26 protein-coding genes and 1 tRNA gene are annotated in these 25,038 nt (G+C 70.2%); 16 read left to right on the top strand and 11 right to left on the bottom strand.

Translation table 11 applies throughout. The features are described from left to right. The first annotated feature begins 67 nt into the window (after positions 1–67). Positions 68–1,483 carry a S1C family serine protease gene (locus tag A3CE_RS0118040; RefSeq protein WP_020641506.1) on the top strand — a complete coding sequence of 472 codons (1,416 nt, stop codon included), beginning with the start codon at positions 68–70 and terminating at the stop codon, positions 1,481–1,483. A gap of 138 nt (positions 1,484–1,621) precedes the next feature. On the opposite strand, the gene A3CE_RS0118035 is transcribed toward A3CE_RS0118040, so the two are convergent. From A3CE_RS0118035 to A3CE_RS0118015, 5 genes are read right to left on the bottom strand one after another with little or no spacing between them, the layout of a single operon-like run. Continuing rightward, on the bottom strand, positions 1,622–2,146 hold the full coding sequence (locus A3CE_RS0118035; RefSeq protein ID WP_020641505.1) for a hypothetical protein: 525 nt from the start codon (positions 2,144–2,146) through the stop codon (positions 1,622–1,624). Further along, on the bottom strand, positions 2,143–3,258 hold the full coding sequence (locus A3CE_RS0118030; RefSeq protein WP_026468611.1) for a molybdopterin-dependent oxidoreductase: 1,116 nt from the start codon (positions 3,256–3,258) through the stop codon (positions 2,143–2,145). The genes A3CE_RS0118035 and A3CE_RS0118030 overlap by 4 nt, the downstream gene beginning before the upstream one ends. Before the next feature lie 14 nt (positions 3,259–3,272). After that, positions 3,273–3,905 (bottom strand): methyltransferase domain-containing protein, encoded by a 633-nt coding sequence (locus A3CE_RS0118025; RefSeq protein ID WP_026468610.1) that lies wholly within the window; start codon positions 3,903–3,905, stop codon positions 3,273–3,275. After that, positions 3,905–4,600 (bottom strand): TIGR04282 family arsenosugar biosynthesis glycosyltransferase, encoded by a 696-nt coding sequence (locus tag A3CE_RS0118020; protein WP_026468609.1) that lies wholly within the window; start codon positions 4,598–4,600, stop codon positions 3,905–3,907. Before A3CE_RS0118020 ends, A3CE_RS0118025 begins: the two co-directional genes overlap by 1 nt. 8 nt (positions 4,601–4,608) lie before the next feature. After that, positions 4,609–5,253, bottom strand: a complete 645-nt coding sequence (locus A3CE_RS0118015; protein ID WP_020641501.1) for a glycosyltransferase family 2 protein — start codon at positions 5,251–5,253, stop codon at positions 4,609–4,611. Between the two features lie 159 nt (positions 5,254–5,412). Here A3CE_RS0118015 and A3CE_RS0118010 point away from each other — a divergent pair, with 159 nt between their 5' ends. The 3 genes from A3CE_RS0118010 to A3CE_RS0118000 are packed head-to-tail and all read left to right on the top strand — an operon-like array spanning position 5,413 to position 8,598. Then, positions 5,413–6,840 (top strand): hypothetical protein, encoded by a 1,428-nt coding sequence (locus tag A3CE_RS0118010; protein WP_020641500.1) that lies wholly within the window; start codon positions 5,413–5,415, stop codon positions 6,838–6,840. A gap of 10 nt (positions 6,841–6,850) precedes the next feature. Further along, positions 6,851–7,552 (top strand): response regulator transcription factor, encoded by a 702-nt coding sequence (locus A3CE_RS0118005; RefSeq protein ID WP_020641499.1) that lies wholly within the window; start codon positions 6,851–6,853, stop codon positions 7,550–7,552. Beyond that, positions 7,549–8,598 (top strand): sensor histidine kinase, encoded by a 1,050-nt coding sequence (locus tag A3CE_RS0118000; protein ID WP_020641498.1) that lies wholly within the window; start codon positions 7,549–7,551, stop codon positions 8,596–8,598. Before A3CE_RS0118005 ends, A3CE_RS0118000 begins: the two co-directional genes overlap by 4 nt. Positions 8,599–8,613: 15 nt before the next feature. On the opposite strand, the gene A3CE_RS0117995 is transcribed toward A3CE_RS0118000, so the two are convergent. Beyond that, the gene (locus A3CE_RS0117995; RefSeq protein WP_020641497.1) at positions 8,614–9,675 is read right to left on the bottom strand and encodes an NAD-dependent epimerase/dehydratase family protein; all 1,062 of its coding nucleotides are present in this window, start codon (positions 9,673–9,675) and stop codon (positions 8,614–8,616) included. Positions 9,676–9,798: 123 nt separating this feature from the next. On the opposite strand from A3CE_RS0117995, the gene A3CE_RS51285 reads away from it, so the two are divergent. Together A3CE_RS51285 and A3CE_RS51280 are read left to right on the top strand one after the other, a co-directional pair. Continuing rightward, positions 9,799–10,299 (top strand): MogA/MoaB family molybdenum cofactor biosynthesis protein, encoded by a 501-nt coding sequence (locus A3CE_RS51285; RefSeq protein ID WP_043790922.1) that lies wholly within the window; start codon positions 9,799–9,801, stop codon positions 10,297–10,299. Between the two features lie 91 nt (positions 10,300–10,390). Then, on the top strand, positions 10,391–10,564 hold the full coding sequence (locus A3CE_RS51280) for a hypothetical protein (protein WP_020641495.1): 174 nt from the start codon (positions 10,391–10,393) through the stop codon (positions 10,562–10,564). 5 nt (positions 10,565–10,569) lie between these two features. Here the strand turns inward: A3CE_RS51280 and mscL are convergent, their stop codons facing one another. From mscL to A3CE_RS0117965, 4 genes are all read right to left on the bottom strand, one after another. After that, positions 10,570–10,983, bottom strand: coding sequence for a large conductance mechanosensitive channel protein MscL (mscL, locus tag A3CE_RS0117980; RefSeq protein ID WP_020641494.1), 414 nt, complete (start codon positions 10,981–10,983; stop codon positions 10,570–10,572). A gap of 58 nt (positions 10,984–11,041) precedes the next feature. After that, the gene (locus tag A3CE_RS0117975; protein WP_020641493.1) at positions 11,042–11,689 is read right to left on the bottom strand and encodes an SAF domain-containing protein; all 648 of its coding nucleotides are present in this window, start codon (positions 11,687–11,689) and stop codon (positions 11,042–11,044) included. 131 nt (positions 11,690–11,820) lie between these two features. Further along, positions 11,821–12,120: an FmdB family zinc ribbon protein gene (locus tag A3CE_RS0117970; RefSeq protein ID WP_020641492.1), complete on the bottom strand. Its 300-nt coding sequence runs from the start codon at positions 12,118–12,120 to the stop codon at positions 11,821–11,823. 86 nt (positions 12,121–12,206) lie between these two features. After that, positions 12,207–12,797: a 5-formyltetrahydrofolate cyclo-ligase gene (locus A3CE_RS0117965; RefSeq protein ID WP_020641491.1), complete on the bottom strand. Its 591-nt coding sequence runs from the start codon at positions 12,795–12,797 to the stop codon at positions 12,207–12,209. 24 nt (positions 12,798–12,821) lie between these two features. On the opposite strand from A3CE_RS0117965, the gene A3CE_RS0117960 reads away from it, so the two are divergent. The 5 genes from A3CE_RS0117960 (at position 12,822) to A3CE_RS0117940 (ending at position 16,808) form a co-directional block, all read left to right on the top strand. After that, entirely contained in the window at positions 12,822–13,727 is a 906-nt protein-coding gene (locus tag A3CE_RS0117960) for a UTP--glucose-1-phosphate uridylyltransferase (RefSeq protein ID WP_020641490.1), read from the top strand. Next, positions 13,724–15,001, top strand: coding sequence for a molybdotransferase-like divisome protein Glp (gene glp / locus A3CE_RS0117955; protein ID WP_020641489.1), 1,278 nt, complete (start codon positions 13,724–13,726; stop codon positions 14,999–15,001). Before A3CE_RS0117960 ends, glp begins: the two co-directional genes overlap by 4 nt. Next, entirely contained in the window at positions 15,001–15,669 is a 669-nt protein-coding gene (locus tag A3CE_RS0117950) for a GNAT family N-acetyltransferase (RefSeq protein ID WP_020641488.1), read from the top strand. Before glp ends, A3CE_RS0117950 begins: the two co-directional genes overlap by 1 nt. A 163-nt stretch (positions 15,670–15,832) precedes the next feature. Further along, on the top strand, positions 15,833–16,681 hold the full coding sequence (gene sepX, locus A3CE_RS0117945; protein WP_020641487.1) for a divisome protein SepX/GlpR: 849 nt from the start codon (positions 15,833–15,835) through the stop codon (positions 16,679–16,681). A 54-nt stretch (positions 16,682–16,735) separates the two neighbouring features. Then, a tRNA-Ala gene (locus tag A3CE_RS0117940) sits at positions 16,736–16,808 on the top strand. A gap of 1,590 nt (positions 16,809–18,398) precedes the next feature. Here the strand turns inward: A3CE_RS0117940 and A3CE_RS58670 are convergent. Beyond that, entirely contained in the window at positions 18,399–18,581 is a 183-nt protein-coding gene (locus tag A3CE_RS58670) for a hypothetical protein (protein WP_020641485.1), read from the bottom strand. Between A3CE_RS58670 and A3CE_RS59900 the strand changes: the two genes are divergently transcribed. From A3CE_RS59900 to A3CE_RS0117910, 5 genes are all read left to right on the top strand, one after another. After that, the gene (locus A3CE_RS59900; protein ID WP_425387611.1) at positions 18,498–19,019 is read left to right on the top strand and encodes a hypothetical protein; all 522 of its coding nucleotides are present in this window, start codon (positions 18,498–18,500) and stop codon (positions 19,017–19,019) included. The two genes, A3CE_RS58670 and A3CE_RS59900, sit on opposite strands and share 84 nt — an antisense overlap. A 264-nt stretch (positions 19,020–19,283) precedes the next feature. Continuing rightward, positions 19,284–19,868 (top strand): ATP-binding protein, encoded by a 585-nt coding sequence (locus A3CE_RS51275; RefSeq protein WP_020641483.1) that lies wholly within the window; start codon positions 19,284–19,286, stop codon positions 19,866–19,868. A gap of 144 nt (positions 19,869–20,012) precedes the next feature. Beyond that, complete coding sequence (locus A3CE_RS56580; protein WP_125592427.1) at positions 20,013–20,636, top strand: hypothetical protein; 624 nt, start codon at positions 20,013–20,015, stop codon at positions 20,634–20,636. A 506-nt stretch (positions 20,637–21,142) separates the two neighbouring features. Further along, on the top strand, positions 21,143–21,781 hold the full coding sequence (locus A3CE_RS0117915) for a hypothetical protein (protein ID WP_020641482.1): 639 nt from the start codon (positions 21,143–21,145) through the stop codon (positions 21,779–21,781). Further along, positions 21,778–25,035, top strand: coding sequence for an ATP-binding protein (locus A3CE_RS0117910; protein ID WP_020641481.1), 3,258 nt, complete (start codon positions 21,778–21,780; stop codon positions 25,033–25,035). Before A3CE_RS0117915 ends, A3CE_RS0117910 begins: the two co-directional genes overlap by 4 nt. The last annotated feature ends 3 nt before the right edge of the window (positions 25,036–25,038 follow it).

The following is a 25,038-nucleotide window of genomic DNA, read 5'->3' as shown; positions in this document are numbered from 1 at the left end:
CCATACTCATCTGCGATGCACAGGTTCGGCTCAGGAACCTCTCAGGACCATCGCGCAAGGTGAGGACATGACCGAGAACGACCCCAGCGCACACGACCCCGCGGCGCCGAGGCACCCCGAGACCGGCCGGCAGGCGGCTCAGGGCGGTTGGCCGGGGAGCCCGTACGGTGAGCAGGCCCAGCCCGAGTCCGGCGGTGCGCCGCAGTACTCCGAGCCGTCCTACCACGCGGTGACCGGGGCCGATCCGTCGTACACAGCGCCGCACTCGAACCCGTGGTCCGCCCAGGGTGCGCAGATGCCGTCCGGCCAGAACCCGCAGAGCGTCTACCCGCCGCCGAACCCGTACGGGCAGCCCGGCACGGCCGTCTACAACGCCGCCGCGCCGCAGCCGAAGCGGTCCGGCGGGAAGCTGCTCGCCGGCGTCGCGCTGGTCGCGCTGCTGGTCGGCGGTATCGCGGGCGGGACGGTCGGGTACCTCACCGGCGGGACGTCGGGGCCGGCCGGCAACGCGCTCAACGCGCCCAGGCCGGCCCAGCAGACCGGCAACGCGCCCGCCGGCACGGTCGAGTCGGTCGCGCAGAAGCTGTCGCCGAGCGTCGTCGAGCTGCAGGTCAGCGGGCAGCAGGGGGCGGGCGAGGGGTCCGGGTTCGTCCTCAGCACCGACGGCTACATCCTGACCAACAACCACGTCGTCGAGGTCGCCGCGAACGGCGGGCAGATCCAGGCCGTGTTCCAGGACGGCAAGAAGGCCGCCGCGACGGTCGTCGGCCGCGACCCGACGACCGACATCGCGGTGGTCAAGGTCAGCGGTGTCAGCAACCTGACCCCGGTGGAGCTCGGCCGGTCCGACGACCTGCGCGTCGGCCAGTCGGTGGTCGCCATCGGCTCGCCGTTCGAGCTGGCAGGCACGGTCACTTCGGGCATCGTCAGCTCGCTGCACCGGCCGGTGCGCGCCGGCGGCAGCACGGGCGACCAGACCACGGTGATGGACGCGGTCCAGACCGACGCGGCGATCAACCCCGGCAACTCGGGCGGCCCGCTCGCGAACATGGCAGGCCAGGTCATCGGCATCAACTCCGCGATCTACAGCCCGCAGTCGGCGTCCGGTGGCCAGGGCCAGGGCGCGTCCGAAGGCGGCAACGTCGGCATCGGTTTCGCCATCCCGATCGACCAGGCCCGCCGCACCGCGAACACGATCATCAAGACCGGCCAGGCGGTGCAGACGTTCATCGGTGCCCAGGTGAAGGACGCCCCGCAGGGCGGCGCCGAACTCGGCGCCATCAGCCCCGGCAGCCCGGCGGAGAAGGCCGGCCTGAAGGCCGGTGACGTGGTCGTCAAGATCGACGACCGCGCCATCGACAAGGCCGACACGCTGGTCGCGGCCGTCCGCACGCGGGCGCCGGACGAGAAGGCGACGTTCACGCTCGCCGGCGGCCGCACGGTCGAGGTGACGCTCGGCGGGCAGCCCGTCCAGCCCAACTGATCCGTTTCCCGTCGCTCGGCCGCCCGGTGCGGCCGAGACCAACTTCGGCTCGACCCCCGTTTTCCGGGGCCGGACCCACAAGGCCACGCGCGACCAGGCACTCGATGCCGGTCGCGCGTGGCCGCATTTGTGCCGGATTCAGGGACCCGGACGGTCGGCGGGCGGGCCCGGAGGATCGGTTCGCGTGACGGGAGGGGCATCTCGCGTGATCGGGCGGGCATCACGTGTGATTGGCGGGGCATCACGTGTGATTGGGGGGACGACACGGTGGGCCAGGGCCGTCAGGATGGCGACGAGCCAGACCGTGGCCACGGTGAGGGCCAGGCCGAGGGCCGGGCTGGTGTCGTGGAGGCCGGGCATCGGCGGGGTGCCGTACGGACGCCAGAGCAACGGGAACGCCAGGATAGCCAGCACGCCGGTGATCACCGTGGCGGCGACGACCGGGGCTTTCCACGGTGGCGGGAGGACGCGGGCCAGGACGACGCCGAGCAGCGCCGTCAGCGGGGCGACGACCGCGTCGTTGAGGATCGGGCCGCCGACGATCCAGCCGACTGCGCCGAAGACGTCCGGACGCAGGGGCAGCGCGTACTCGGCGAACAGCACCACGCCCCACGCCAGCGCCGCGAGGCCAGGCAGGGCGAGGAGCGCACGGGCGGTCTTCACAGCGCCTCCAGCTTCGTGACCCATTTCGTCTGCAGCACGCCGGGCCGGTTCGGGGCGATGATCCGGCACGGGAAGCCGTGGTCGGGGGCGAGGACCTCGCCGTTCAGCTCCAGGGCCAGCAGCGTCAGGTCGTCGGCCGTGTGTTCGCCGGGCAGCACGCTGACGCCGTAGAGCCCGGAACGCTCCAAAGAGGACACTCGCACCGAGGTCCCTGGCCGGGCGCCGGCGGCTTTCAGCAGCGCCGGCAAGGAGATTCCGCGCCAGGTGGCCGACTGGCTCCAGCCTTCCACACACGCGATCGGCAGTTCCGCCGTCGTCTGCGGCAGGGCGCGAAGCTCGTCGAGCGAGAACTCCGTCGTGCCGCGCGGGGTCACCACCGAGAGGCGCCAGCTCGGCGACCACGTGACGCCCGCGGCCGCTGCCGTGCGGTTCACGGGGAGGTGCTGGGTGCCCTTGCCGGTCCTCCAGGAAAGGCCGGAGACGCCGCGGAGGAACGGGACGGTCGCGCCCGCGGTGGCCACGACGGCGACGCCGGTCGCCAGCCCGGTGGTGAGCAGGAAACCCCGCCGGGACAGCCCCTCGGCGGGCGGCTCCTCAGCGGTGCTCCGGCTCAGGCCGCGCCGGATGATCGGCAGCTTCACCGCTACGTGCACCAGGATCGAGCCGATCGCCAGCCACGCGACCGCGTAGTGCACCTGCGGGAAGTAGAAACCCCACGGGTAGTTCTGCGCGACGTTCAGCAGCCCGGTCGTCAGCTCGAAGAACGCCGCACCGGACAGCACGAGGATCGACAGCCGCTCCAGGGCATGCGGAAGCGAGCGGACCAGCGGACGGCCGAACAGCTTCGGGTAGACGCTCCACAGTTTCGCGAGGAGCAAGGGAACCGACGCCACACCGGAGATCACGTGCAGCCCCTGCGTGACGCGGTATAGCCCGACCGGGCGGCTGGGCCAGAAGAACCACGTCGGCGGGTGCTGGATCAGGTGGCTGATCAGGCCCGTCACGAAGCACGTCGTGAACGTGATCGCGAGCGCCAGCCCGATCTTCGACGTCACCCGTTCGTCGTGTGCGGATGCCTTGAACTGGTCTTCCGTCGGGATCGGCAGCTTCATCGGGATGCGCAGCTTCACGACCGCTCCAATCGTGCGAACCAGCGGTGACCGTGCCGGGTCGTCCAGACGACACGCAGCCCGGCGCGCACGGCGACTTGGGCGATCGCGTCCACCCCGACCCAGGCCCAGGTGAACCAGGCGACGTCGGCGTGTCCGGGCCGCAGCCGGACGCGCGAGTGCCGCAGGCCGTGCCCGGGCGGCTCCAGTTCGACGAGGACGTCGCCGTCGGCCGCGATCAGCTGCGTCACGCGCCGCAGCAGCGCCGCCGGGTCGCCGCCGATGCCGATGTTGCCGTCGGCGAGCAGGGCGTGCCGCCACCGGCCCTCGCCCGGCAGCTGGTCGAAGACGTTGCGCTGCAACGCGTTCCCGCCGCGGCGGCGGGTCAGGTGGACGGCCGTGCGCGAGCTGTCCACCCCGAGCGCGACGACCCCGCGCCCGGCCAGCGCGGCGGTGAGCCTGCCGGGTCCGCATCCGATGTCGAGAGTGGGACCGGAACAGGCGTCGAGCAGGACGTCGTCGCCGTCGGAGGGCTCGGTCCAGCGTTCGACCGGCAGCTCGATCCGTTCGCCGTTCGCCAGTTCGAGCCAGCACCGGTGGCCGAGCAGGCCGCGGTCGAACTCGTTGCCGGTGGTCGCCGGGGCGGTCATCACGCGGCCGCCCGTCGGCCGACCGCCGCGACGGCGCGGGCGAACCGGCCGTCCGGGCACGCCGCCGCCACCGCGCGGGCGTCCGCCATCGTGTCCACATCGGACAGCAGCGCGGCCTTGCCCGGCCGGAGTCCGCACGAGGTGAGCGCCCGCCACGTGCGTACGCCGGTGTCGTCGCGGGACATCGGGACGCCCGCGAGGACCTGGGCGTGTCGTGGCTCGGCGAGCCCCAGCGCCCACCAGCCGCCGTCCGCGGCCGGGCCGAGCACCGAGTCGCGCCCGCCGTGCCGGATCGGTGCGGCCGCCGCGGCGAGGGACGCCGGCGTGACCTGCGGGGTGTCCATGCCGATCTGCAGGCTCGGCAGGCCGGCGTGCACCGCGGCGGCGTCCGCGTGGGCGTTCGCCAGCCGGGCGCCGAAGTCCCAGCCACGCTGCGGGATGGCGGTGACGCGCCGCAGCGCCATGGAGATTTCGGCGGTGCGGGCCGCGGCGCCGAGGTCGCCGGTCATGGCGACGACGGGCATGGCACCGGGCACCGCGCAGACGGCGTCGAGCGTGTCGAGCAGCGCGGCCGCGGCGATCTCGGCGGCCTGGGGCGGTGTCGCGGGCGGGCAAAGCCGGGTCTTGGCCAGTCCCGGGACCGGCGCTTTGGCCACGACCAGCAGGACGAACGGCGGTGTTGCCGGGTCAGTCATCGAGCCGGTCATCGGGCCAGCACCCGCCCGAAGTCGCGGACCGCGCGCAGCGTGCCCCGCACCGATCCGGAGACCTTCGACTTCGTGCCCTTGGCGCGTTCGCCGTAGCGGACGTCGAACTCGCGGACCCGCCACCCGGCGCGCTGCGCCTTGATCAGCAGCTCGAGGGGGTAGCCGAACGCTCGATCGGCGACGCCCAGGCGGAGCAGTGCCAGCCGGTCCGCGGCCCGCAGGGGCGCGATGTCCCGCACCGGCAGCCCGCGGTTGCGCAACAGCAGCGCCAGCACGACGTTGCCCGCCCGCGCGTGCCACGGCCACACCCCGGGACCGGTCGGCACCCGGCGGCCGACGGCCAGGTCCGCGCCGCCCTCGACGGCAGCCACCAGCCGCGGCAGGTCGGCGAGGTCCAGGGACCCGTCGGCGTCTGCGAAGCACACGATGTCGGCGGTGGCGGCCTCGAGTCCCGCGTGCACGGCCGCGCCGTAGCCGCGGCGCGGCTCGTGGACGACCTTCGCGCCGAGCGAGGCCGCCACTTCGGGCGAGCCGTCGGCCGAACCGTTGTCGACCACGATCGCGCGATAGCCCGGCGGGAGGCCGGCCAGCACGCCGGGCAGGGCACCCGCTTCGTCGAGGCAGGGTAGGACGACGTCCACGTCTGAGTCAGTCACGGTGCCGACCGTAAGTCCGCGCGGAACGCCGGAGAACCCTTGTGGCGCTTACCGAATCATGACATCCGACGAGTTCTTACCGCGTCGTTACGGCTGCGGTTCCGGGCGTGCGGACGGCCTTCCTCGGTCCTAGGGTGGATGACGATGAGCGAGCCGAACCCGGCAGCCCGGCTCGCCGAGCCGCCTGTCCGTGAACCCGATGCCGACCCCGGTGTCCCGGCACGTGATCGGCGCGGGCACCGCGCCGATCTCCTCGCCGTGGCTGCGGCCGTGGTGCTCGTCGCCGCGGCCACCGCGGTCGGCCTGTACTACAACCGGCCGCACTCCGGCGTGGTCATCTTCGTGTTCGCGCCGCCGTTGTTCGCCGACTGGCTGCCGCACGTCGGCCCGGGCTCGGTGTTCGCCGTGCTCGTCGCGCTCGCGGTGGTGCTCCACGGTCCGGTGCTGGCCGCCCGCCTGCCGTGGCGCCGCGCGCTCGCCGCCGGCTATCTCGCCTCGCTCGCCTGGATCTTCTCGCTGGCCATGGTCGACGGCTGGTCCCGCGGGTTCGCCGGGCACCTCACCATTCCGCAGGAGTACCTCCACGAGGTGCCCGGCATCACCGACATCCCGCGGATGGTGCGTGAGTTCTCCTCCCGCATTCTCGACTTCCAGCCGGACTCGTGGACGACGCACGTGTCCGGGCACCCGCCGGGCGCGACGCTCGTCTTCGTCTGGCTGGACCGGCTCGGCCTGCACGGCGGCGCGTGGGCGGCCACGGCGGTCGTGCTCGCCGGCAGCCTGGTAGCGGTGGCCGTGCCCGCCACGGTGGCCCTGCTCGGCCGGGCCGAGGCGGCCCGCGCGGTGCTGCCGTTCGCCGTGCTCACCCCCGGCGCGGTGTGGATCGGCGTCTCGGCCGATGGTCTGTTCGCCGGAGTGACCGCCACCGGACTGGCCCTGCTCGCGTTGTCCGCGAAGGGGTTCACCCAAGGCCGCCGGTTCGCCGTGCCGGCTGGGCTGGCGGCCGGTGTGCTGCTCGGCTTCGGGATCTTCCTGTCCTACGGCCTGGTGCTGCTCGGCCTGCTCGCGGCGACAGTGGCCGTCCTCGGCAGGCAGTGGCGCGCCGCGGCCCTGGCGATCACCGCGGCGCTGGCCGTCGTCGGCCTTTTCGCCTGGGCGGGCTTCTGGTGGCTCGACGGCTATCACCTGGTCGTCGAGCGCTACTACCAGGGAGTCGCGCTGGTCCGGCCCTACTCGTACTGGGTCTGGGCGGATCTGGCGGCGGTGACCGTCGCCCTCGGCCCCGCGGTGGTGGCCGCCCTCCGGCGGGGGCTCGCCGAGACGTTCCTGCCGCCACGCCGTGCGGTGCTCGCCGACCCGGTCCTGCTCCTGGGCGTGGCAGCTCTGCTCACCATCGTCTTCGCCGATGTTTCGGGCCTGTCGAAAGCCGAGACCGAGCGGATCTGGCTACCGTTCGGGGTGTGGTTGCTGCCGATGACGGCGTTGCTGCCGCGGCCCGGACGCCGGTGGTGGCTCGCCGCGCAGGCCGCGACGGCGCTGGTGGTCAACCACCTGCTGCTGACCGGCTGGTGAGGGAGACGTGATGAACGATCAGGTCGGGCGGGTCCTCGTGGTCGACGACGACGAGACGGTCCGCGACGTCGTCCGCCGCTACCTCGAGGTGGCCGGGTTCACCGTCGACATGGCAGGCGACGGCGCCGAGGGGCTGGCGAAGTTCGCCGCGCACGAGCCCGACCTCGTCGTCCTCGACGTCATGATGCCCGGGATCACCGGCCTGGAGGTGTGCAAGCGGCTCCGGCAGATCAGCCAGGTGCCGATCGTCATGCTCACCGCCCTCGGCGAGGAGGAGAACCGCATCGCCGGGCTCCAGCTCGGCGCCGACGACTACGTGACGAAACCCTTCAGCCCGAGGGAACTCGCCCTGCGCGTGGCCTCGGTGCTGCGCCGCGTGCGGATGCCGCGCCCGGCACCGGTCGCCGCGGAACTCGTGGACGGCGATCTGTGCCTGCAGATGACCGCGCGCACCGCGACCCTCGCCGGCCGGGAACTGCCCCTCACCACCCGTGAGTTCGACCTGCTGGCGTTCTTCCTCGCCCACCCCGGCGCCGCCTATTCACGCGCGGACCTGCTGGAGAAGGTGTGGGGCTGGGACTTCGGCGACCAGTCCACAGTGACCGTCCACGTGCGACGGTTGCGCGAGAAGATCGAGCGCGACCCGGCCAAGCCGGTCCGGGTGGCAACGGTGTGGGGCGTCGGTTACCGCTACGACCGGGAGTCTCAATGATCGGCTCAGGCGAGTCCTTCTCGGAGATGCTGACGCATCTCTGGCACATCCTGCCGTTCGCGCTGGCGTTCTCGCTGCCGGTCGCGGCGCTGGGTGGCGTGGCGCTCTACGTCCTGCGCCGCGGTTCGCTGGCCACGACGCTCACCGTGCTGGTGCTGATCCCGGTGCTCGCCACGCTGGTCGGCGTCCTCGGGATCAGCGGTTTCATGTTCACCCCGGCGCTGACCACGATGCTGCTGGTCTGCCTGCTCGTCGGGCTGGTCACCGTGCCGGCGGCGATCATCCTGGGCCGGGCCATCGCGCGCCGCAGCGTGTGGGAGCGGGAAGCACGCGAGCGGGAGCGCGCGGCCGAGGCGTCCCGGCGCGAGCTGGTCGCCTGGATCAGCCACGACCTGCGCAGCCCGCTGGCCGGCATCCAGGCCATGGCCGAAGCGCTGGCCGACGGCGTGGTCTCCCAGCGCCACGAGGTCGCCGACTACGCCCAGCGGATCAGCGGCGAGACCCGGCGCCTGTCCGCGATGGTCGGCGACCTGTTCGAGCTCTCCCGGATCACCGCCGGCGCCCTGGAGCTCACGATGTCCGCGGTGCCGCTGCGGGACGTCGTCAGCGACGCGGTCGCCGCCCAGTCCCCGGTCGCCGAGCGGAAGCGGGTCCGGGTGCTCGCCAAGGCGTCGACCTGGCCGGTGGTGACGGGCAGCGACCCGGAACTGGCCCGGATCGTGCGGAACCTGGTGTCCAACGCGATCCGCCACACCCCGCCGGACGGGACGGTCGCGGTGCAGATCGGCGTCGACGGCGACGAGGCCCTGCTGGCCGTCGACGACTCCTGCGGCGGCATCCCGGACGACGAGATCAACCGGGTGTTCGACGTCGCGTTCCGCGGGACGCAGGCGCGGACACCCGAGCGCGGAGGCACCACCAGCGGCGGCGGGCTCGGGCTGGCCATCGCCAAGGGCCTGGTCGAGGCCCACCGCGGGAAGATCGGCGTCCACAACCACGGACCGGGGTGCCGGTTCGAGGTCCGCCTGCCGCTGGCGCTGTCTTAGCCGGACCCGTTCCCGTCAGAGGGAGACCGGTTCACGGAGCTCCGCTGTGGCGAAGTCCGCGATGCCCTTTGCGAAGCCGATTTCCGCGGTGAATCCCAGCAGCTCGCGGGCACGGGCCGGATCGGCGACGACGTGACGGACATCGGCGGCACGCGCGCCGCCGATCACCTGGGGTGCCGGGCCGTCGCACGCCCGGGCCAGCTCCTCCGCCAGCTCGCCGACCGTGTGCGGGGTGCCGGAGCAGACGTTCACCGGCATGATGTCGCCTGCCGGGCCGTCCGTGCGCAGTGCGAGGACGTTCGCCCTCGCGACGTCGTGCACGTGGACGAAGTCGCGCTGCTGGCGGCCGTCCTCCAGGACCCGCGGTGCCTCGCCGCGCACGAGCGCCGAGCGGAAGAGCGACGCGACCCCGGCGTACGGCGTGTTCTGCGGCATCCGCGGGCCGTAGACGTTGTGGTAGCGCATCGCCCACGCGGCGCCGCCCGTCTGGCGCGCCCACGCACCGGCCAGGTGTTCCTGCGCGAGCTTCGTCGCCGCATACGTGCTGCGCGGGTTCAGCGGCGCGTCCTCGGGCACGAGCGCCCAGCTCAGCTCGGCCTCGCACGAGGGACACCGCGGCTCGAACCGGCCGGCGTCCACATCGGACCGGCGACGCGGCGACGGCACCACCACGCCGTGGTCCGGGCACGAGTACCGGCCTTCGCCGTAGACGACCATCGACGACGCCAGCACCAGCTTCCGCACCCCGGCCGCGTGCATCCCGGCCAGCAGCACCGCCGTGCCGTAGTCGTTGTGCAGGGCGTACGACGGCGCGTCCGACGGGTCGATCCCGTGCCCGACCACCGCCGCCTGGTGGCACACCGCGTCGACGCCGTCCAGCAGCTCCGCGACGATTTCGGCGTCGGTGACGTCGCCGCGCAGGAAGCGGTGCCTGCCGGTGTACGGCGGCGGGGTGGAGGATCCGTGGGCCGTCGGGAGCAGGTTGTCCAGCACCACGACCTCGTCACCCCCGTCCGCCAGGAGATCGGCGATGTGAGACCCGATGAACCCGGCTCCGCCGGTGACCAGCACGCGCATACCGGCCACGCTAGGCGCCTGGCCCGGGGCGCACCCCGGCTCGCGTGCCCACGTCACCGAATCGTCAGAACTCACCCGGCACCTCCCGGCGCCGGGAGGGCGAAACCGACTACGGTGGGCGCCATGGAACGGAGTGCACAACGGCTGGGCCGGGCCCTCGTGGTCATCGTGGACGATCGCGTGGCGCACGGCGAACACGAGGACACCACTGGCCCGCTGGTCACGGAGCTGCTCGAAGAAGCGGGCTTCATCGTCGACGGTGTCGTGGTCGTCGAAGCCGAGACCGCGGCGATCCGCAACGCGCTCAACACGGCCGTGATCGGCGGCGCCGACCTGGTGATCACCGTCGGCGGCACCGGTGTGCTGCCGCGTGACCGCACCCCCGACGCCACCGCCGGTGTGCTCGACCGCCCCATCCCGGGCATCAGCGAAGCGATCCGCGCGTCCGGCCTGGCCGCCGGTGCGGTCGACGCCGGGATTTCGCGTGGGCTCGCCGGGGTGTCGGGCAGCACCCTGGTGGTCAACCTCGCCGGCTCGCGGTCCGCGGTCCGCGACGGGATGGCGACGCTGACCTCGCTCGTGCCGCACGTGATCGACGAACTTTCGGGCATCGAAGAGGTCTGATCTTCCGTTGCGGATCCGGGGGGACGGAGACTTCGTCGCCCCCGGCTTCACTCTGGAGTTGTCAACGAACGCGTCGTGGGAGACTGGGGGTATGCCCGGTCAGAAACGCGACCCCAAGGCCAGCAGCGACCAGCGCCGCCGGGTCGACGAGATCTTCGGGGACGTCCTGCCCGAGACGACCTCCGACGAGCGCGATCCCGAGCGGCGCTCCGGTCTCCCGGACGACTGGTACCGGGAGAACCGGCCGCCGCACCACGACCGCTGACCGCGTCAGTCGCGGTCGTTGCCGCGCTGGTGCTGCGCGCGCAGCAGGTCGCGGATCTCGATCAGCAGCTCCACGTCCGTCGGCTCCGACGGGCCCGGCTCCTGGCCGCGCTTGCGGCGTTCCTGCACCTTCTTCACCGGCATCACGATGACGAAGTAGACCACCGCCGCGACCAGCGCGAAGTTGATCGCCGCGTTGATGACGCCGCCGAAGTCCAAGAACGTGGCTTTGTTGTTGTCGAAGATCTGGTAGCCGAGGCCGTTCGCGGCGTCCGTGCCGCCGATCGTGCTGATCAGCGGCTTGATCAGGCCGTTGGTGAACGCCGTGACGATGGCCGTGAACGCCGAGCCGATGACCACCGCGACGGCGAGGTCGACGACGTTGCCGCGCATCAGGAAGTCCTTGAAGCCTTTGAACATCTTGCTCTCCTCAGGAACCGGGGAAGGGGACGCCGTCGCCCGTCTCGGCGGGTGCGGGCTAGCGGAGAGTAACCGTTACCGGACGCTCCAGTGAAACCGCCGCCACCCTGGTCGCGATCCCTTCCGGGAGTCGAAGCAGCACGAGCGGTCCCTTGTCGGGCGGGCCGAGCGCCTTCGGTGACGGGTCCTGACGGCCCACCTCGACCACCGTCGCGCCGGCGGCCAGCACGGACGCGGGCGTCCCGGGTTCGGGCGCGGCCACGACGTCGACGTGCCGGCCGGGCTCCAGCAACCCGGCGACGGCCGCGTCGGCCAGCCGGACCGGCACCGTCGCCGTCCCGGGATCACCCGAGCCGGGGAGGACCGTGGCCAAGCGGACGTCGGTCAGGGGTTCACCGGCACGGACGGCGCCCGCCAGCAGGCGCCCGTCGAGGGCATCCAGGGTGCTCAGCGCGCCCTCGGGCCGGGTTTCGTCGGGGAAGTCGGCCAGCCGGACGTCGCCGGCGCGCAAGGTGGCGCCGGAAGGGAGGTCGCGGGCCGCGACGACGGTCGGAGTCGTCGGTGCGCCCCGCGCGGAACCGGGGTGGGCGAACAGCAGCACCCCGATCAGCAGCAAGCAGGCGGCGAGCCAGCGGCGGATCAGCCGCGTCCGCCTGCCCGGCAGCCGGGTGAGAACGGGAGGGTGGAGCTTCGACAGGACGTCCACGGGGCCCCCTCGGCCGGATCGGATGCGGCGGTGTGCCGCACGAGATCGACGTTAGGGAAGCCGGACGGGCCGCCGGAAGGGCCGCATCCGGCATCTGTGGACAACGGGGGTGTTGTGGACAACCTCCGGCGTCAGGATGTCGCGGCGGCCGTTTTTGTCGTACCCGAGGAGGATGATGCCGCGCTCGTGTCCGGCTTCGACTCCGTCTTGGTCTCGGTCTTCGCCGGCGTCGACGCGGTGCTCGACTTGCTCGAGTCGCGCGAGTCGGTGCGGTAGAACCCGCTGCCCTTGAAGACCACGCCGACCGCGCTGAAGACCTTGCGCAGTACGCCGGAGCACTGCGGGCACACGGTCAGGCTGGGGTCCGAGAACGACTGCACGGCTTCGAACCGGTGGTCGCATTCTTTGCAGGCGTACTGGTACGTAGGCACTGACGGCTCCTTTGCTGGCACTCATCCGACCAGAGTGCTAACCCGATTGTGCTTGAAAGCATTCCCCGAAAGCAATTCCTCGTTGCTCACATCGGCAGCTCGAGCACGCCTCGACCCGGTGTCAAGGCCCCGCTCATGCGCACGTCGTGAGGTTCCCCGGGCAGCCGTTCGACCAGCTCTTCGTCGCGGACCACCGCCAGCAGCGTCGCGCCGGCCGCGGCGAACACCAGCGAGCGATCGTAGTGGCCGGCGCCCCGGCCGAGCCGGACGCCCCGGTGGTCCACGGCCAGCGCGGGCACCAAGATCAGCTCCGCCGCCCCCACGGCGCCGGTACCCAGGCGTTTCCCGCCGGGCTCGCGGATGCCGCGGAACCGGCTGGGCACGAGGTCGGCCTCGCCCGTGTACTCGGCCCAGTCGAGCGGACCCGGCTCCGGCAGGATCACCGGCAGCAGCACTCGCGCGCCCCCGGCCGCGAGCGCGTCGACGAGGGCGGTCGTGCCCGGTTCGGTGCCGAACGGCAGGTAGGCGCACACAGTCCTCACTGTGACCTTCGACACCATGCTGACCAGCGCGGATGCTTCGCGGGCGTGGGATTCGGCCGTCTGGTCCGCCCGCGCGCGCGTCAGCCGGTCGCGCCACTCCGGCTTGCTCAGGTGCTCATTGCCCAGCGCATGCATGACCTCACGTTAGGCTTTGCGCCCATGACGGGCGCCGCAACCACCCAGACGTTCAGAACCGCCATCGTGCCTGCCGCCGGCCTGGGGACACGGTTCCTTCCGGCGACGAAGGCCGTGCCCAAGGAACTGCTGCCGGTGGTGGACACCCCGGGGATCGAGCTGGTCGCGGCGGAGGCCGCCGCCGCGGGTGCGGAACGCCTGGTCATCGTGACCTCGCCGGGCAAGGACGCGGTCGTCAAGTACTTCGAGAAGCAGCCCGAGCTGGAGCAGAACCTCGAGGCCAAGGGCAAGACCGAGCTGCTCGCCAAGGTGCGCCGCGGGTCGGAGCTGCTGGCCGTCGAGACCGCCATCCAGGAGCAGGCGCTCGGCCTCGGCCACGCCGTCGCGCAGGCCGAACCGAACCTGAAGCCCGACGACGAGGCCGTCGCCGTGCTGCTCCCGGACGACCTGGTGCTGCCCACCGGCGTGCTGGACCGGATGAGCGCGGTCCGCGCCCAGTACGGCGGCAGCGTGCTGTGCGCGTTCGACATCCCGAAGGCCGAGATCTCGCCGTACGGCGTCTTCGACGTCACCGACACCGACGACGAAGACGTCAAGCGGGTGCACGGGATGGTCGAGAAGCCGAAGCCGGAGGACGCGCCGTCGACCTACGCCGCGGCCGGGCGCTACCTGCTCGACCGGGCGATCTTCGACGCGCTGAAGCGGATCACCCCGGGCAGCGGCGGCGAGCTGCAGCTGACCGACGCGGTCGCGCTGCTGATCAGCGAGGGACACCCGGTGCACGTCGTCGTCCACCGCGGCGGCCGCCACGACCTGGGGAATCCGGGTGGTTTCCTGCGTGCCGCGGTCGATTTCGCGCTTGAAACGCCCGAGTACGGTCCATCTTTACGGGCGTGGCTGACGGAACGGCTCGGGACAGAGCGCCCATGACGGAATCCCTCGACGCGGCGCGGCCCGAGGTGGCCGGGGACGAGGCCGAGCTGCGCTCGGTCGACGCGCAGATCTTGATGACCTTGGACGCCGCCGTCCGGCCTCAGCCGGTGCGCGTGGCGATCTCCGAGGCCCAGGGGCTGCTCTGCGCCGAGGAGGTGGTCGCCGAGCACGCGCTGCCCGGGTTCGACCAGGCCGCGATCGACGGGTACGCCGTGCGCAGCGTCGACGTGCGCACCGCCGGGCAGGAGCCGGTGCAGCTGCCGGTCGTCGGGGAGATCGCGGCGGGCTCGCGCCAGCCGCGGCGGCTCCAGCCCGGCCAGGCCGTGCGGGTCGACACCGGCGCGCCGCTGCCGACACTCGCCGACGCGGTCGTGCCGCTCGCCTACACCGACGGGCACCAGGCCCGCGTCACCGTGCACCGCTCGGTGCCGTCGGCGGGATACGTGCGCCGGGCCGGCGAGGACGTCCAGATCGGCGACGTCGCGGTGCGCCGCGGCGACACGATCGGCTCGGCGCAGGTGGGCCTGCTGGCCGCCGTCGGCCGGGCGAAGGTCCTCGTCTACCCGCGGCCGCGGGTGTCGATCGTGTCCGTCGGCGACGAACTGGTCGACGTCGACCGGACGCCGTCGGTCGGGCAGGTCTACGACGTCAACTCGTACGCGCTGTCCGCGGCCGCCCGGGACGCGGGTGCCGAGGTCAGCCGGGTCGGCATCGTGCCGAGCGAGCCGAAGCGGCTGCGGGAGATCGTCGAGGGCCGGCTGCTGATGTCGGAGATCGTCGTGGTCGCGGGCGGCGCCGGGGGCGCCACCGGCGACGAGGTCCACGCCGCGCTGTCCGACCTCGGCCGGATCGACATGACGCGGGTGGCGATGCACCCCGGCTCGGTCCAGGGCTTCGGCAGGCTCGGCCCCGACTCGGTGCCGACGTTCCTCATCCCGGGCAACCCGATGAGCGCGCTGGTCGTGTTCGAGGTGCTGGTGCGTCCGCTGATCCGCGCGGCGCGCGGGACCCGGAACCCGCACCGCCGGATCGTCGGGGCGCGGCTGCTGTCGCCGATCACGTCGACCGAGGGCAGGCGCGGGTTCCTGCGCGGCCAGCTGCTGCGCGACGAGTCCAACGGCGAGTACCTGGTCCAGCCGCTCGGCCAGTCCGGGGCGCACTTGCTCGCGTCGCTGGCCGAAGCGAACTGCCTGATCAACGTGCCGGAGGAGCTGACCGAGGTGTCCGCGGGCGAACAGGTCCAGGTCACCTTCCTGGCGCAACGGGCCTGATGAACTCCGTGTCGGGCGTGTCCTACCCGGTCGAAAGCCGGCACCCGGGCTGGCCGGCCCGGCTGGGCCCGCTGCGGGTGCCCGCGGGCGAGGTCGCGATCCGGCCGGTCCGGCTGCGCGACGCCGGTGAGTGGAGCCGGATCCGGCTCCGGGACCGGGCGCACCTCGAGATGTGGGAGCCGACCGGCGTCGGCCCGTGGCCGGAACGCAACGCCTTCTGGTCGTGGCCGTCGCAGTGGGCGGCGTTACGTTCGCTCGCTCGGCGTGGTCAGTGCCTGCCGTTCACCATCACCCTGGACGGTCGTCTGGCCGGTCAGATCACGGTGGGTAACGTCATCCGGGCGTCACTGCGGTCGGCCTGGATCGGCTACTGGGTGTCGTCCGAAGTGGTCCGCGGCGGGGTCGCGACGGCCGCCGTCGCCCTGGTCACCGACCACGCCTTCGGCCCGGCCGGGCTGCACCGGCTGGAGGCCACCGTGCGACCGGAAAACGCCGCCAGCCTGCGAGTTCTCACGAAGGCGGGCTATCGGCAGGAGGGGCTGTTCGAGCGTTACCTCGACGTCGCAGGCTCTTGGCGGGACCACTATTGCTACGCCGTCACGCGCGAGGAGACCGGGTCCGGGCTGGTGTCGCGGCTGGTCGCGGCGGGCCGCGCCGACTACGCCTGAAGGTGATTACCCACCCGGGTCAGTAGCCGCGTTACCACATGCTGTGAGTTTCACCTAATCCGGTGAGGCTTTTCCGTGATCGAACCCGGCGAGTCTCCGTCCGATCTGTTACTCCTGTGACTAACGTGATTCGTGGTGGAAGGATCGGGGGAGGTGACGGGAGATGCCCAGCTCCGTGATCATCGTCGCGCTCGCCGCGGCATGGCTCGTCGTTCTCGTGCCTATGGTCGCGCGCCGGCGGCAGCAGGTCGCGAGGACGGCCGACTCGGCGCTCGCGGCCAGGGTCGTACGTAGTGGACGCAACGAAGACCGGGAGGAATTCGCCATGTCCGATCCCGGGAAGTCCCGGCCCTCGGTCGAGGACGACCTCGCCGAGCTGGAGGCCGAGCTCGAACTTGAGGACGACGTCGACGAGCCGGAACCCGAACCGGAGCCGCTCCCGCAGCCCAAGCGCGGTTCGCGGGCCGAACGCGACCGGTCGGGCTACCGTCCCGGCCGGGGTGGTTTCGACCCCGAAGCCGCCGAGATCGCAGCCCGCGCGAAGTACAGCTTCCGGCAGCGCGTCGTCGTCATCCTCCTGGTGATCGCGGTGGCCACGGCGGCCGTCGCCGGCTTCGTCATCCCGCTGGTGTGGTGGGGCCACGGCGCGGTCGACGTCGTGCTCGTCGGTTACCTCGTGTACCTGCGCCGCCAGGTGCGCATCGAGGAGGAGATCCGGCAGCGCCGCCTCGCCCGCTTCAACAGCACCCGCGCGCCGCGGCGCCCGTCTTCTCCGGGTTCCGTTGCGGCGCCTTCGTCTTCGTCTGCGCCTTCGGTGGAGGAGGAGCGCACGGAGGTCGAGGACGTCGAGGTCGTGGAGCCGGTCCGCCGCGAGGTGGTCGAGCGCCGCCCGTCCCCGACATCCCGCGTCCGCCGCAGCGCGGTGGTCGTCGACCTCGACGACGAGGACCCGGCGTTCGAGGAGCTCGACGAGCCGGGGACCGGGCCATACCGGCGTGCGGTCGGAGAGTGACCCCCCTGCGTGAGGTGCTCGTAGGGCGCTGCTAAGCTCTACGAGCACGATCAAGGGGCTGTAGCGCAGTTGGTAGCGCGTCTCGTTCGCATCGAGAAGGTCAGGGGTTCGATTCCCCTCAGCTCCACAACTTGTCAGAACCCGAACTCTCGGGTTCTTGGACACGAACCATTGGTTCGTGTCCATTTTGTTATATGTGGTCTTGTGGGCCGGGCCGATGCATGAGTTGATCAGTCATGCTGTGGGTAGTTGCGTCTGTACTCGCCCCGTATTGGCCGCGCGACTCTCCGGTCCAGAGTTGGCTCACGCTAGTGCCCTCGTCGACGAGGAAGCCGAGGTGTGGTTGCGGGGTCAGAAAGCGGCTCCGAGGAATTGGTCTCAGCCGACTGCCCCGAGCCGCCCCAGGTCACCGAGATCAATAGCTTCGCCTGCCGCCTACCTGAACCTGCAGGACGTCGGACGCCGTGCGGCATTCCTGGCGGTAAGGACACGTAGGTGGCCAAGCTCGAGGTGATGCACGCCGTCACGGTCCGCCAGCGCAGCGCAATGCTGGGGTCGTCAGTGCAGGATAGGAACATGAGCGGCGCGATTTTGTATGACGGTTGGTGCGGCGAGCCTATTGCGTGGGCCCGAGTCGGTGATCTTGTTATCGGGCAAGAGTGGACCGAGCATGGCTCGGTGGCCGTGACTAGTCGGTTGTCCCCGGTGCCAGCGGACATGAAAAAATCCGGGTGGGCGGACAGTTCGGTCCGGGTGGGCGGACATGAAATCTCCGGGTCGATGGACATGAGATCTCCGGGACAACGCCCTGACATCAATGCAGGTAGGGACCCCTCCGGCGGGGGTTGGCTCTGGTTGCTGATCAGTTGCCCGCCCGTGCGGCCGGAGGAGTCCCTTGACCAAGTCTGACAGGGAAATCATGGACATCTTGGAAGCGTTCGATTTGACACGCTGTGCGCACTCGGCAGCGGAGCTGGCGGGGGTGGATGAGAAGACCGTCGCCCGTTATGTCGCGATCCGCGACGCGGGTGGTGACCCGTTCACCCCGGCGCGGCGGGCTCGTGGGATCGACCCGTTCCTGGGCAAGATCGAGGAACTGGTGGCGAACTCCCAGGGCCGGGTCCGCGCCGATGTGGTGCATCAGCGGCTGGTCGCGATGGGGTTCACCGGCACCGACCGCACAACCCGACGCGCGGTCGCCGAGGCGAAAGCAGCGTGGAAGGCCGGCCACCGCCGCAAGTACCGGCCGTGGACCCCGGAGCCGGGGATGTGGATGCAGTTCGACTGGGGTGAGGGCCCTCGAGTCGGCGGGCGGCGCACGCAGTTGTTCTGCGCGTGGCTGTCGTGGTCGCGCTTCCGCGTGGTGCTGCCCGCATGGGGACCAGACCTTGGGCACTCTGGTGTCCTGTGTGGATTGCNACGTTTGCGTCGGATCGGTGGCGCACCAACATATCTGCCTGACCGACAACCCCCGGACGGTGACGATGGACCGGGTCGCCGGGGTGCCGGTACGTCACCCTGAGATCGTCGCCGGCGGGCCGGTATTACGGCTGCAAAGTCGAAACGTGTGAGCCGTTCGACCCCGAGTCCAAGGGCGGCGCCGAGCACACCGTCAAGATCGCCAAGGCGGACCTGGTGCCCACCACGGCGAACCTGCTGCCCGCCTACTCGACGTTCGCCGACCTGGCGGACGCGTGTGTCGAGTGGTGCGAGCGGGTCAACGCCCGCACCCACCGGCGAGACCGGGGCCGCTCCGGATGTCCGGCTGGCCACCGAACTGCAGCATCTGCACGTCCTGCCCGCCGAACCGCACGCGATCGCCCTCGGCGAGGAGCGCCTGGTCGACGATGACCAGACGATCCGGTTCGGGTCGGTGCGCTACTCCACCCCCGACGGGCACCAGGGCAGCAAGGTCTGGGCCCGCGTCACCGGCGACGAGCTGGTCATCGTCGGCGACACCACCGCCGGGGCTGACCGAGGATCGCCCGGCATGTGCTGTCCACTCCGGGTTTCTCCGCATCGACGACGCGCACTACCCGCACCATCCGGGCGGGAATCTGCCTCGCCCGCCGAAGGTCAGGGCACGCACTCCGGAGGAGGTCGCGTTCCTCGCCCTCGGCGAGGGTGCTCGCCGGTGGCTGGTCGAAGCCGAAGCCGCTGCGACCGGGGTGACCCGGATCCGGGGTCAAGATGGCCCGCGCGGTGGAACTGGCGGCGATCCTGGATGCCGGCCGGGTCGACGACGCGCTGGGGGCTGGCGGCGATCGCGGGCCGGTTCGCCGAGGACGACCTCGCCTCGATCCTGGACCACCTGACCTCCTCCCGGGCCGCCGAGTGACGTGGTGGTGGCCGATGAGGCCCACTCCGCGCAACCGGGCACCAGCGCGGCTGGGGAGGTGTTCGGCCAGTGAGCAGCCCCCAAAGCCCCCGCCCTGCGCCTGAGGAACTGGACCTGGTGCTGCGCCGGATGCGGCTGGCCCTACCTGCGCAAAGCCGCACCCGACGTCCTGGCCACCGCGCGGGCGCAACGCTGGGATCCCGCCGAGGTGCTGCGCGTCCTGCTCGGCGAGGAGTCACCGGCCGCGGCGCCGCGACCCGGCGGATGCGGCGCAAGACCGCGAACTTCCCCACCGGCAAGACGTTCTCCTCCTGGCGCGCCGAGGAATCCTCGATCTCCGAGGCTACCCAGAACTCACTGTCCACATTGGAATGGATTGGAAGACAAGAGAACCTGGCCGTCGCGGGGCCGTCGGGCACCGGGAAGTCGCACTTCGTGGAAGCCCTCGCGCACTCGGCGATCGAGAACGACATGCGGGTGTCCTGGTTCACCCTGGAAACCTTGACCGCCGCGGTCGGCAAAGCCAAGGTCGACGGCTCGGTGGCCCGCACGATCTCCCGGATCTGCGGCTGCGACCTCATCGTCGTCGACGACATCGGGATGCTGCCCGCCGGGCAGGACGCCGCCGAGGCGTTCTACCGGATCATCGACGCCGCCTACGAACGCCGCTCGATCGCGGTGACCAGCAACATCCATCCCAGCGGGTTCGACTCGATCATGCCGAAAACCCTCGCCACGGCCACCGTCGACCGGCTACTGCACCACGCCCACCTGGTCACCCACCAAAAGGCGGACAGCCACCGCCTCGCCGAAGCCATCGCGGGCAAGGGGGTGGTCCCCTTGACCTAACCAAGATCCGGAGAACCGCTGTCCATCAGCCCGGACAAGTACTGTCCGCCAGCCCGCAGACCAGCTGTCCGCCCGCCCGGAGTTCCCAATGACCGTTGACACCCGGCCGAGGCGCTTCGTAAGTACGGTCCCATCACTGAGCTGGTGGTTGGTCGCAACGGCGGCTTTGAGTCCGTCACCTACGGTGTGACCAAATTCGTCTCCCGGTTCGTGGATCCGCGAGGCACGGGTCTGTATGACGACACTGTTGTCGTCGTGCACGACCCTGCCCGGGACAATTACGAGTGCCCGGTCTGCCAGGCTGCGCCCGGTGAGCAGTGTGTGAACAAGAAGAAGCAGCCGTGCGGAACGCACAGCAAGCGGTCTCAGGGGCGCTCGCGATGGGAGATCGAGCAGGCTGATGCGGCGGCCCGAAAGGTGCGCGAGGAAGCGGAGGCTGCTGAACAGTGGCAGCGCGAGATGGCCACGCCGCCGACTCGCGGCGCGGCGCTAGAAGTCAAGCGCTGGATGCTTGCTGATCAGGCGACATCCGATGTTGCCGACCGATACACCGTCGAGCGAACCTACGCCAACCGGACGGTTCAGGCCACCGCGGACAGCGGGGAACGAGTGTTCCTGGCCCGCAACGAATACACCGGTGGTTGGCACGTCATCTGTGGCCAGCCGACGTCTATGCGCCTGCCATGCCGGGGTGGCGGTGCTGGCGTGCCGTGCAGGGTACGGCACAAGCCAGGGTTGCACCTGCGAGAGGACTCGGCGTGGACCTGACGCGGCAAGCATGCTTCCCGAATTAGTGCCCTAAACTTCGCCGATCTAAGGCGCGAATGCGCAGCTCAGCGACTCGCGGCCTGTCTGGGGCCATGATCTATGACCTACGTCGGGTTTCACAACCAGAACTTTCCGGTTCTTGGACATGCTCCAGCGGTTGCCGACGCGGGCGAGTGACCAGCCTAGGCGGTAGGGGTGCTCGGCGTCGTCACTCTGGTCGTTGGTGAGGCCGTGCCTCCTTTGCCGTCGCGGTGAAGGGGGTGAGCCAACCGAGGACGGTGCGGCGCCACGGAGCTTCCACTCACATGGCCCCGGAGCGTGGGAGGCCGTCTTGACTAAGGACAACGCCGACCGGATTGGTGTACTCCCCGGCGTTGGCTCGTGCGCCGACCCCGTCGCGGTTACTCCTTTCGTGTTAATGCCCAGCGTCAAGGCCCATCGGGATCAATGCGTCATTCCGGCGATGACTCTCCCCGTCATGTCGGTATCCAGGTACGTTCGGACCCATGGCGGACCCGCACCTGACACTGCCGGAACGATCTGCGCTGCTCGCGCTGATGACCCTGATCCGCGAGGCGTCGAATGCCAACCTCGCGGACGAACTGGGCATCAAGATCAAGAAGGAGGAGAGGGAACATCTGGTCGAGTTGGGCTACATCAAGGCGCGGCAGACCGGTCGATACAGGGCATGGGTGCACGAACTGACCGACGAGGGTTGGCGGCGCTGCAGTGACGAACTGGGCAGCCCCACCCCGAAGGGCGCTCCAAAAGCCACACGGCTGCAATACTCGCTGACCCGCCGGTTCGCCGTTTTCATGGCACGATCCGACCTGCGTATCGCGGACATCTTTGTCCTCGACGACGAGTCGACAGCCCCGGCCGTTGACATCACGGATCGAATCTGCGCCGCGTACACCGAATTGGCTACCGCCCCTGGTGCCGGTGTCAGCCTGACTCGGCTGCGGCGCGCTTTCCCCGACGTGGCGCGTTCCGACCTGGACGCCGCCCTTCTGCGGCTAGCCCTGGAACCGTCAGTGCGGCTCAATCCTGAGTTCAACCAGAAAACGCTGACCCCGGCCGACCGGGCCGCAGCGCTGCGCACCGGCGGAGAGGACGTGCACCTGCTGTCCATCGAACAGTCATGAAGGCGGCCGAACGCGACGCACTGACGGAACTAGCCAAGACCAACTGGGCGCCCACCAGGGAAAGCGTGTGGACGGAGCCCGAGGCGCACGTCGACGGCCTTAACGATCGGGCGTTGCGGACGGTCATGGCTGGCTTCGCTGACGCCAAGGCTAGTGACGCGGAGAGCCCGATCGGCGTGGTCGTCACCGGACGGCCCGGTTCGGGCAAGACCCACCTCGTCGCCACCGTACGGAAGCGAGTCAGCGCGGCGGACGGCTACTTCTTCGCCCTTGAACTACGGCACGAACGATCTTTCTGGCAGAAGGTTGTGCTCGACGTGCTCAGCGGGCTGCTCCAGTTCGGCACTGACGGTTTGGAACAGGGCGTCATCCTGCGGCGGGAACTGTCCCGGAAACTCAACTTGCCCGAACCCTTGCATCGGCAACTCGTGGGACTGGACAAACCAACCCGGGCCGGGCTTGATGGCATGGTAGAGGCGCTGGATCAGGTTGATCGGCGGCTCGCATTCGAATGCGGGCACACTCTGCGAGCCTTGGCGCTGCTCGCCAGCGATTCGGTGACAACCAGGGAGGTCGGCATCGCCTACCTTTCCTCGGAAAGCGAATCGGTAGTTGGCGAACGAGCCGAATGGGGCCTTCGTGCCGACGCTAGGACTTCGCACGAAATGGTCAGTGAACTGTTCAAGTTGATCGCGCTCACTGGACCAAGTGTGATCGCGCTGGATCAAATCGATACGCTGATCAAGCAGTCGGAGCGAGGAACCGACAGCGCTACATCTGAGACTACTTCCGACGCTATATCGGACCCGATAGGATTGCCTAGGCGGCGGTTGTTCGAGGATGTCGGCAGCGGGCTCATGGAGCTGCGCGAAGCCACCCGCCGGTCACTGGTTCTGGTCGCCTGTATGGACTTGGTCTGGCAGGGCATCCGGGACTTTGCGCCAGGCTCTGTCGAGCAACGATTCCGCCGTGCCGAACAATTGGATACGATCCCGACGGCGGCGGTAGGGCAGGCGCTTATTGAAAGACGGTTCGCGCTCAAATTTGAAAAGGCTGGCTTCGTTCCGCCCTATCCGAGTTGGCCAATAAGTTTGGAGGCGTTCGCCGACGCGGTTCGGTTCACCGCTCGCGGCCTCATTCGCCGGGTCGACACCCACATTCAGGCGTGCTTGGATGCAAATGAGGTCATCGAACTGAGCAGCCTCGCCGAGTCGAGCCGCGCTGACGCCGCCGCGCCGCGACCGGGGCCCGCAAACGTTCCGGTCGATCATGGCGCGCTCACCGAGATAGACCGACAGCTGGCCGCCTTGGTGAACGATGTCAACCTCATCGCGGAGGTCGACAAGGCGCTCGACCCGTACCAGGAGGATCAGCGCGTACCGGACCTCTTGTGTCCCGCCTTGAATCGGTGGGTCGCCGAACAGGGCGAAGAACGCTTCCAGTACGAGGTGCTTACGGAGACGATGGCCGCCGGCAATCCGGCCCTGCACGCCGAACTGCGACGGACCTTGGACGAGAGCACCGAGGACAAGATTTATTGGTCGTTTCGGGCGATCGCGTGGAGTGATGGGCGAGCGGTGATCAACCGGATTGACCGAGTCCTGAGTACCACCGGCCTGGACCCGGCGGCGCCGAAACGTAAAGTCTACCTATTGCGCACCGGCGATTGGTCGAACGGTCGCAAGACCCGACAGAAGGTCCAGGAATTCGAGACGGCGGGCGGAGTCGTGATCCGACTGCCAAAGGAGACATTGGAGACAGACCTCCGCACGTTCGTGGCATTGGAGCGACTAGCTGCGACCCAGCCACCGGCTCAGTTCAACGCATGGTTGCTCAGTCGCCGCCCGGCCAGCCACACCGCCTTGCTGCGCGCGGTGTTCGGCGACCCGCCGGATGACGCGGAGCCACCGGGTCCCGAACCCGAACCGACCCCTGCGCCACGACCGTCCGATGTCTCCTGGCCGATGGCCGACCCGGACACCACCAACCTTGCCACTGCGACATCAGGTGGGGTGACGGTGGACCCGGTGACGCTGCACGTCGGCGACCGGATCGACACCGGCGCGGCGGTGACGATCGCGTTGGAATCGTTGCGAAAGCACACGGCGATTTTTGCCGGTTCCGGGTCGGGTAAGACGGTGTTGATCCGCCGGCTGGTCGAGGAATGTGCGCTGCGTGGCGTGTCTGCCATCGTGCTCGATCCCAACAACGACCTGGCCCGGCTCGGCGACTCATGGCCGCAGCCACCGGACGCTTGGGGACCCGACGACTCGGTCCGCGCCGACGACTACCTTCGCAACACCGACGTCGTGGTCTGGACGCCCCGTCGGGAAACAGGCCGGCCGTTGACGTTTCGCCCGCTCCCCGACTTCGCCGCGGTCGCCGACGACCCGGACGAGTTCCGCCAGGCCATCGACACTGCTGTCGCCGCGCTCGCACCACGCGCCCGCGCCGACGGCGCAACCGCGAAGGCCGAGCGGTCCCGCGCGGTTCTCAACCAGGCGTTGCAGTACTTCGCGCACGAGGCTGGCGGCGAGCTCAGCTATTTCCTGGACCTGCTCGGTGACCTGCCCGATGACGTAACACCACTGGCCAAAGCGCACGAAATGGCCGCGGACATGGCGCAAACACTGCGCGCGGCTATGATCAACGATCCGTTGTTCGGCGGCGTTGGCGAGCCGGCGGACCCGGGCGTGCTGCTCACCCCGGCGGCTGGCAAACGCGCCCGGATCTCGGTGATCAGCCTGATCGGCTTGCCTGCCGAGGAACAACGGCAGAGCTTCGTCAACCAACTCCAAATGGCCCTGTTCGCCTGGATCAAGCAGCATCCCGCCGGAGACCGGCCACTCGGCGGGCTGCTGGTCATGGACGAGGCGCAGACCATCGCCCCGTCCGGTTCGCTTACCGCAAGCACGTACAGCACCCTTGCGTTGGCCTCGCAGGCCCGCAAGTACGGACTCGGCCTGGTGTTCGCCACACAGGCGCCGCGCGGCATCCACAATCGGATTTCCGGCAACGCTGCTACGCAATTCTTCGGCTTCCTCAACAGTCCGCCGCAGATCGCCGCTGCCAAGGAGATGGCAGCCGCGAAATCCAGTTCGGTGCCGGACATCTCCCGGCTGGGCGCCGGCCAGTTCTACGCCGTCGCCGAGGGTTTGGCGTTCCAGAAGATCCGCACCCCAATCTGCCTGAGCTACCACCCGTCGAGCCCGTTGACCGTCGAAGAAGTCATCGTCCGCGCTCGGCGTGACTGATGC

It is taken from the genome of Amycolatopsis balhimycina FH 1894, assembly GCF_000384295.1.
Classification (GTDB): Bacteria; Actinomycetota; Actinomycetes; order Mycobacteriales; family Pseudonocardiaceae; genus Amycolatopsis; species Amycolatopsis balhimycina.
Note: the sequence above shows the minus strand (reverse complement) of the source record. Positions and strands in the feature narration are given on the sequence as shown.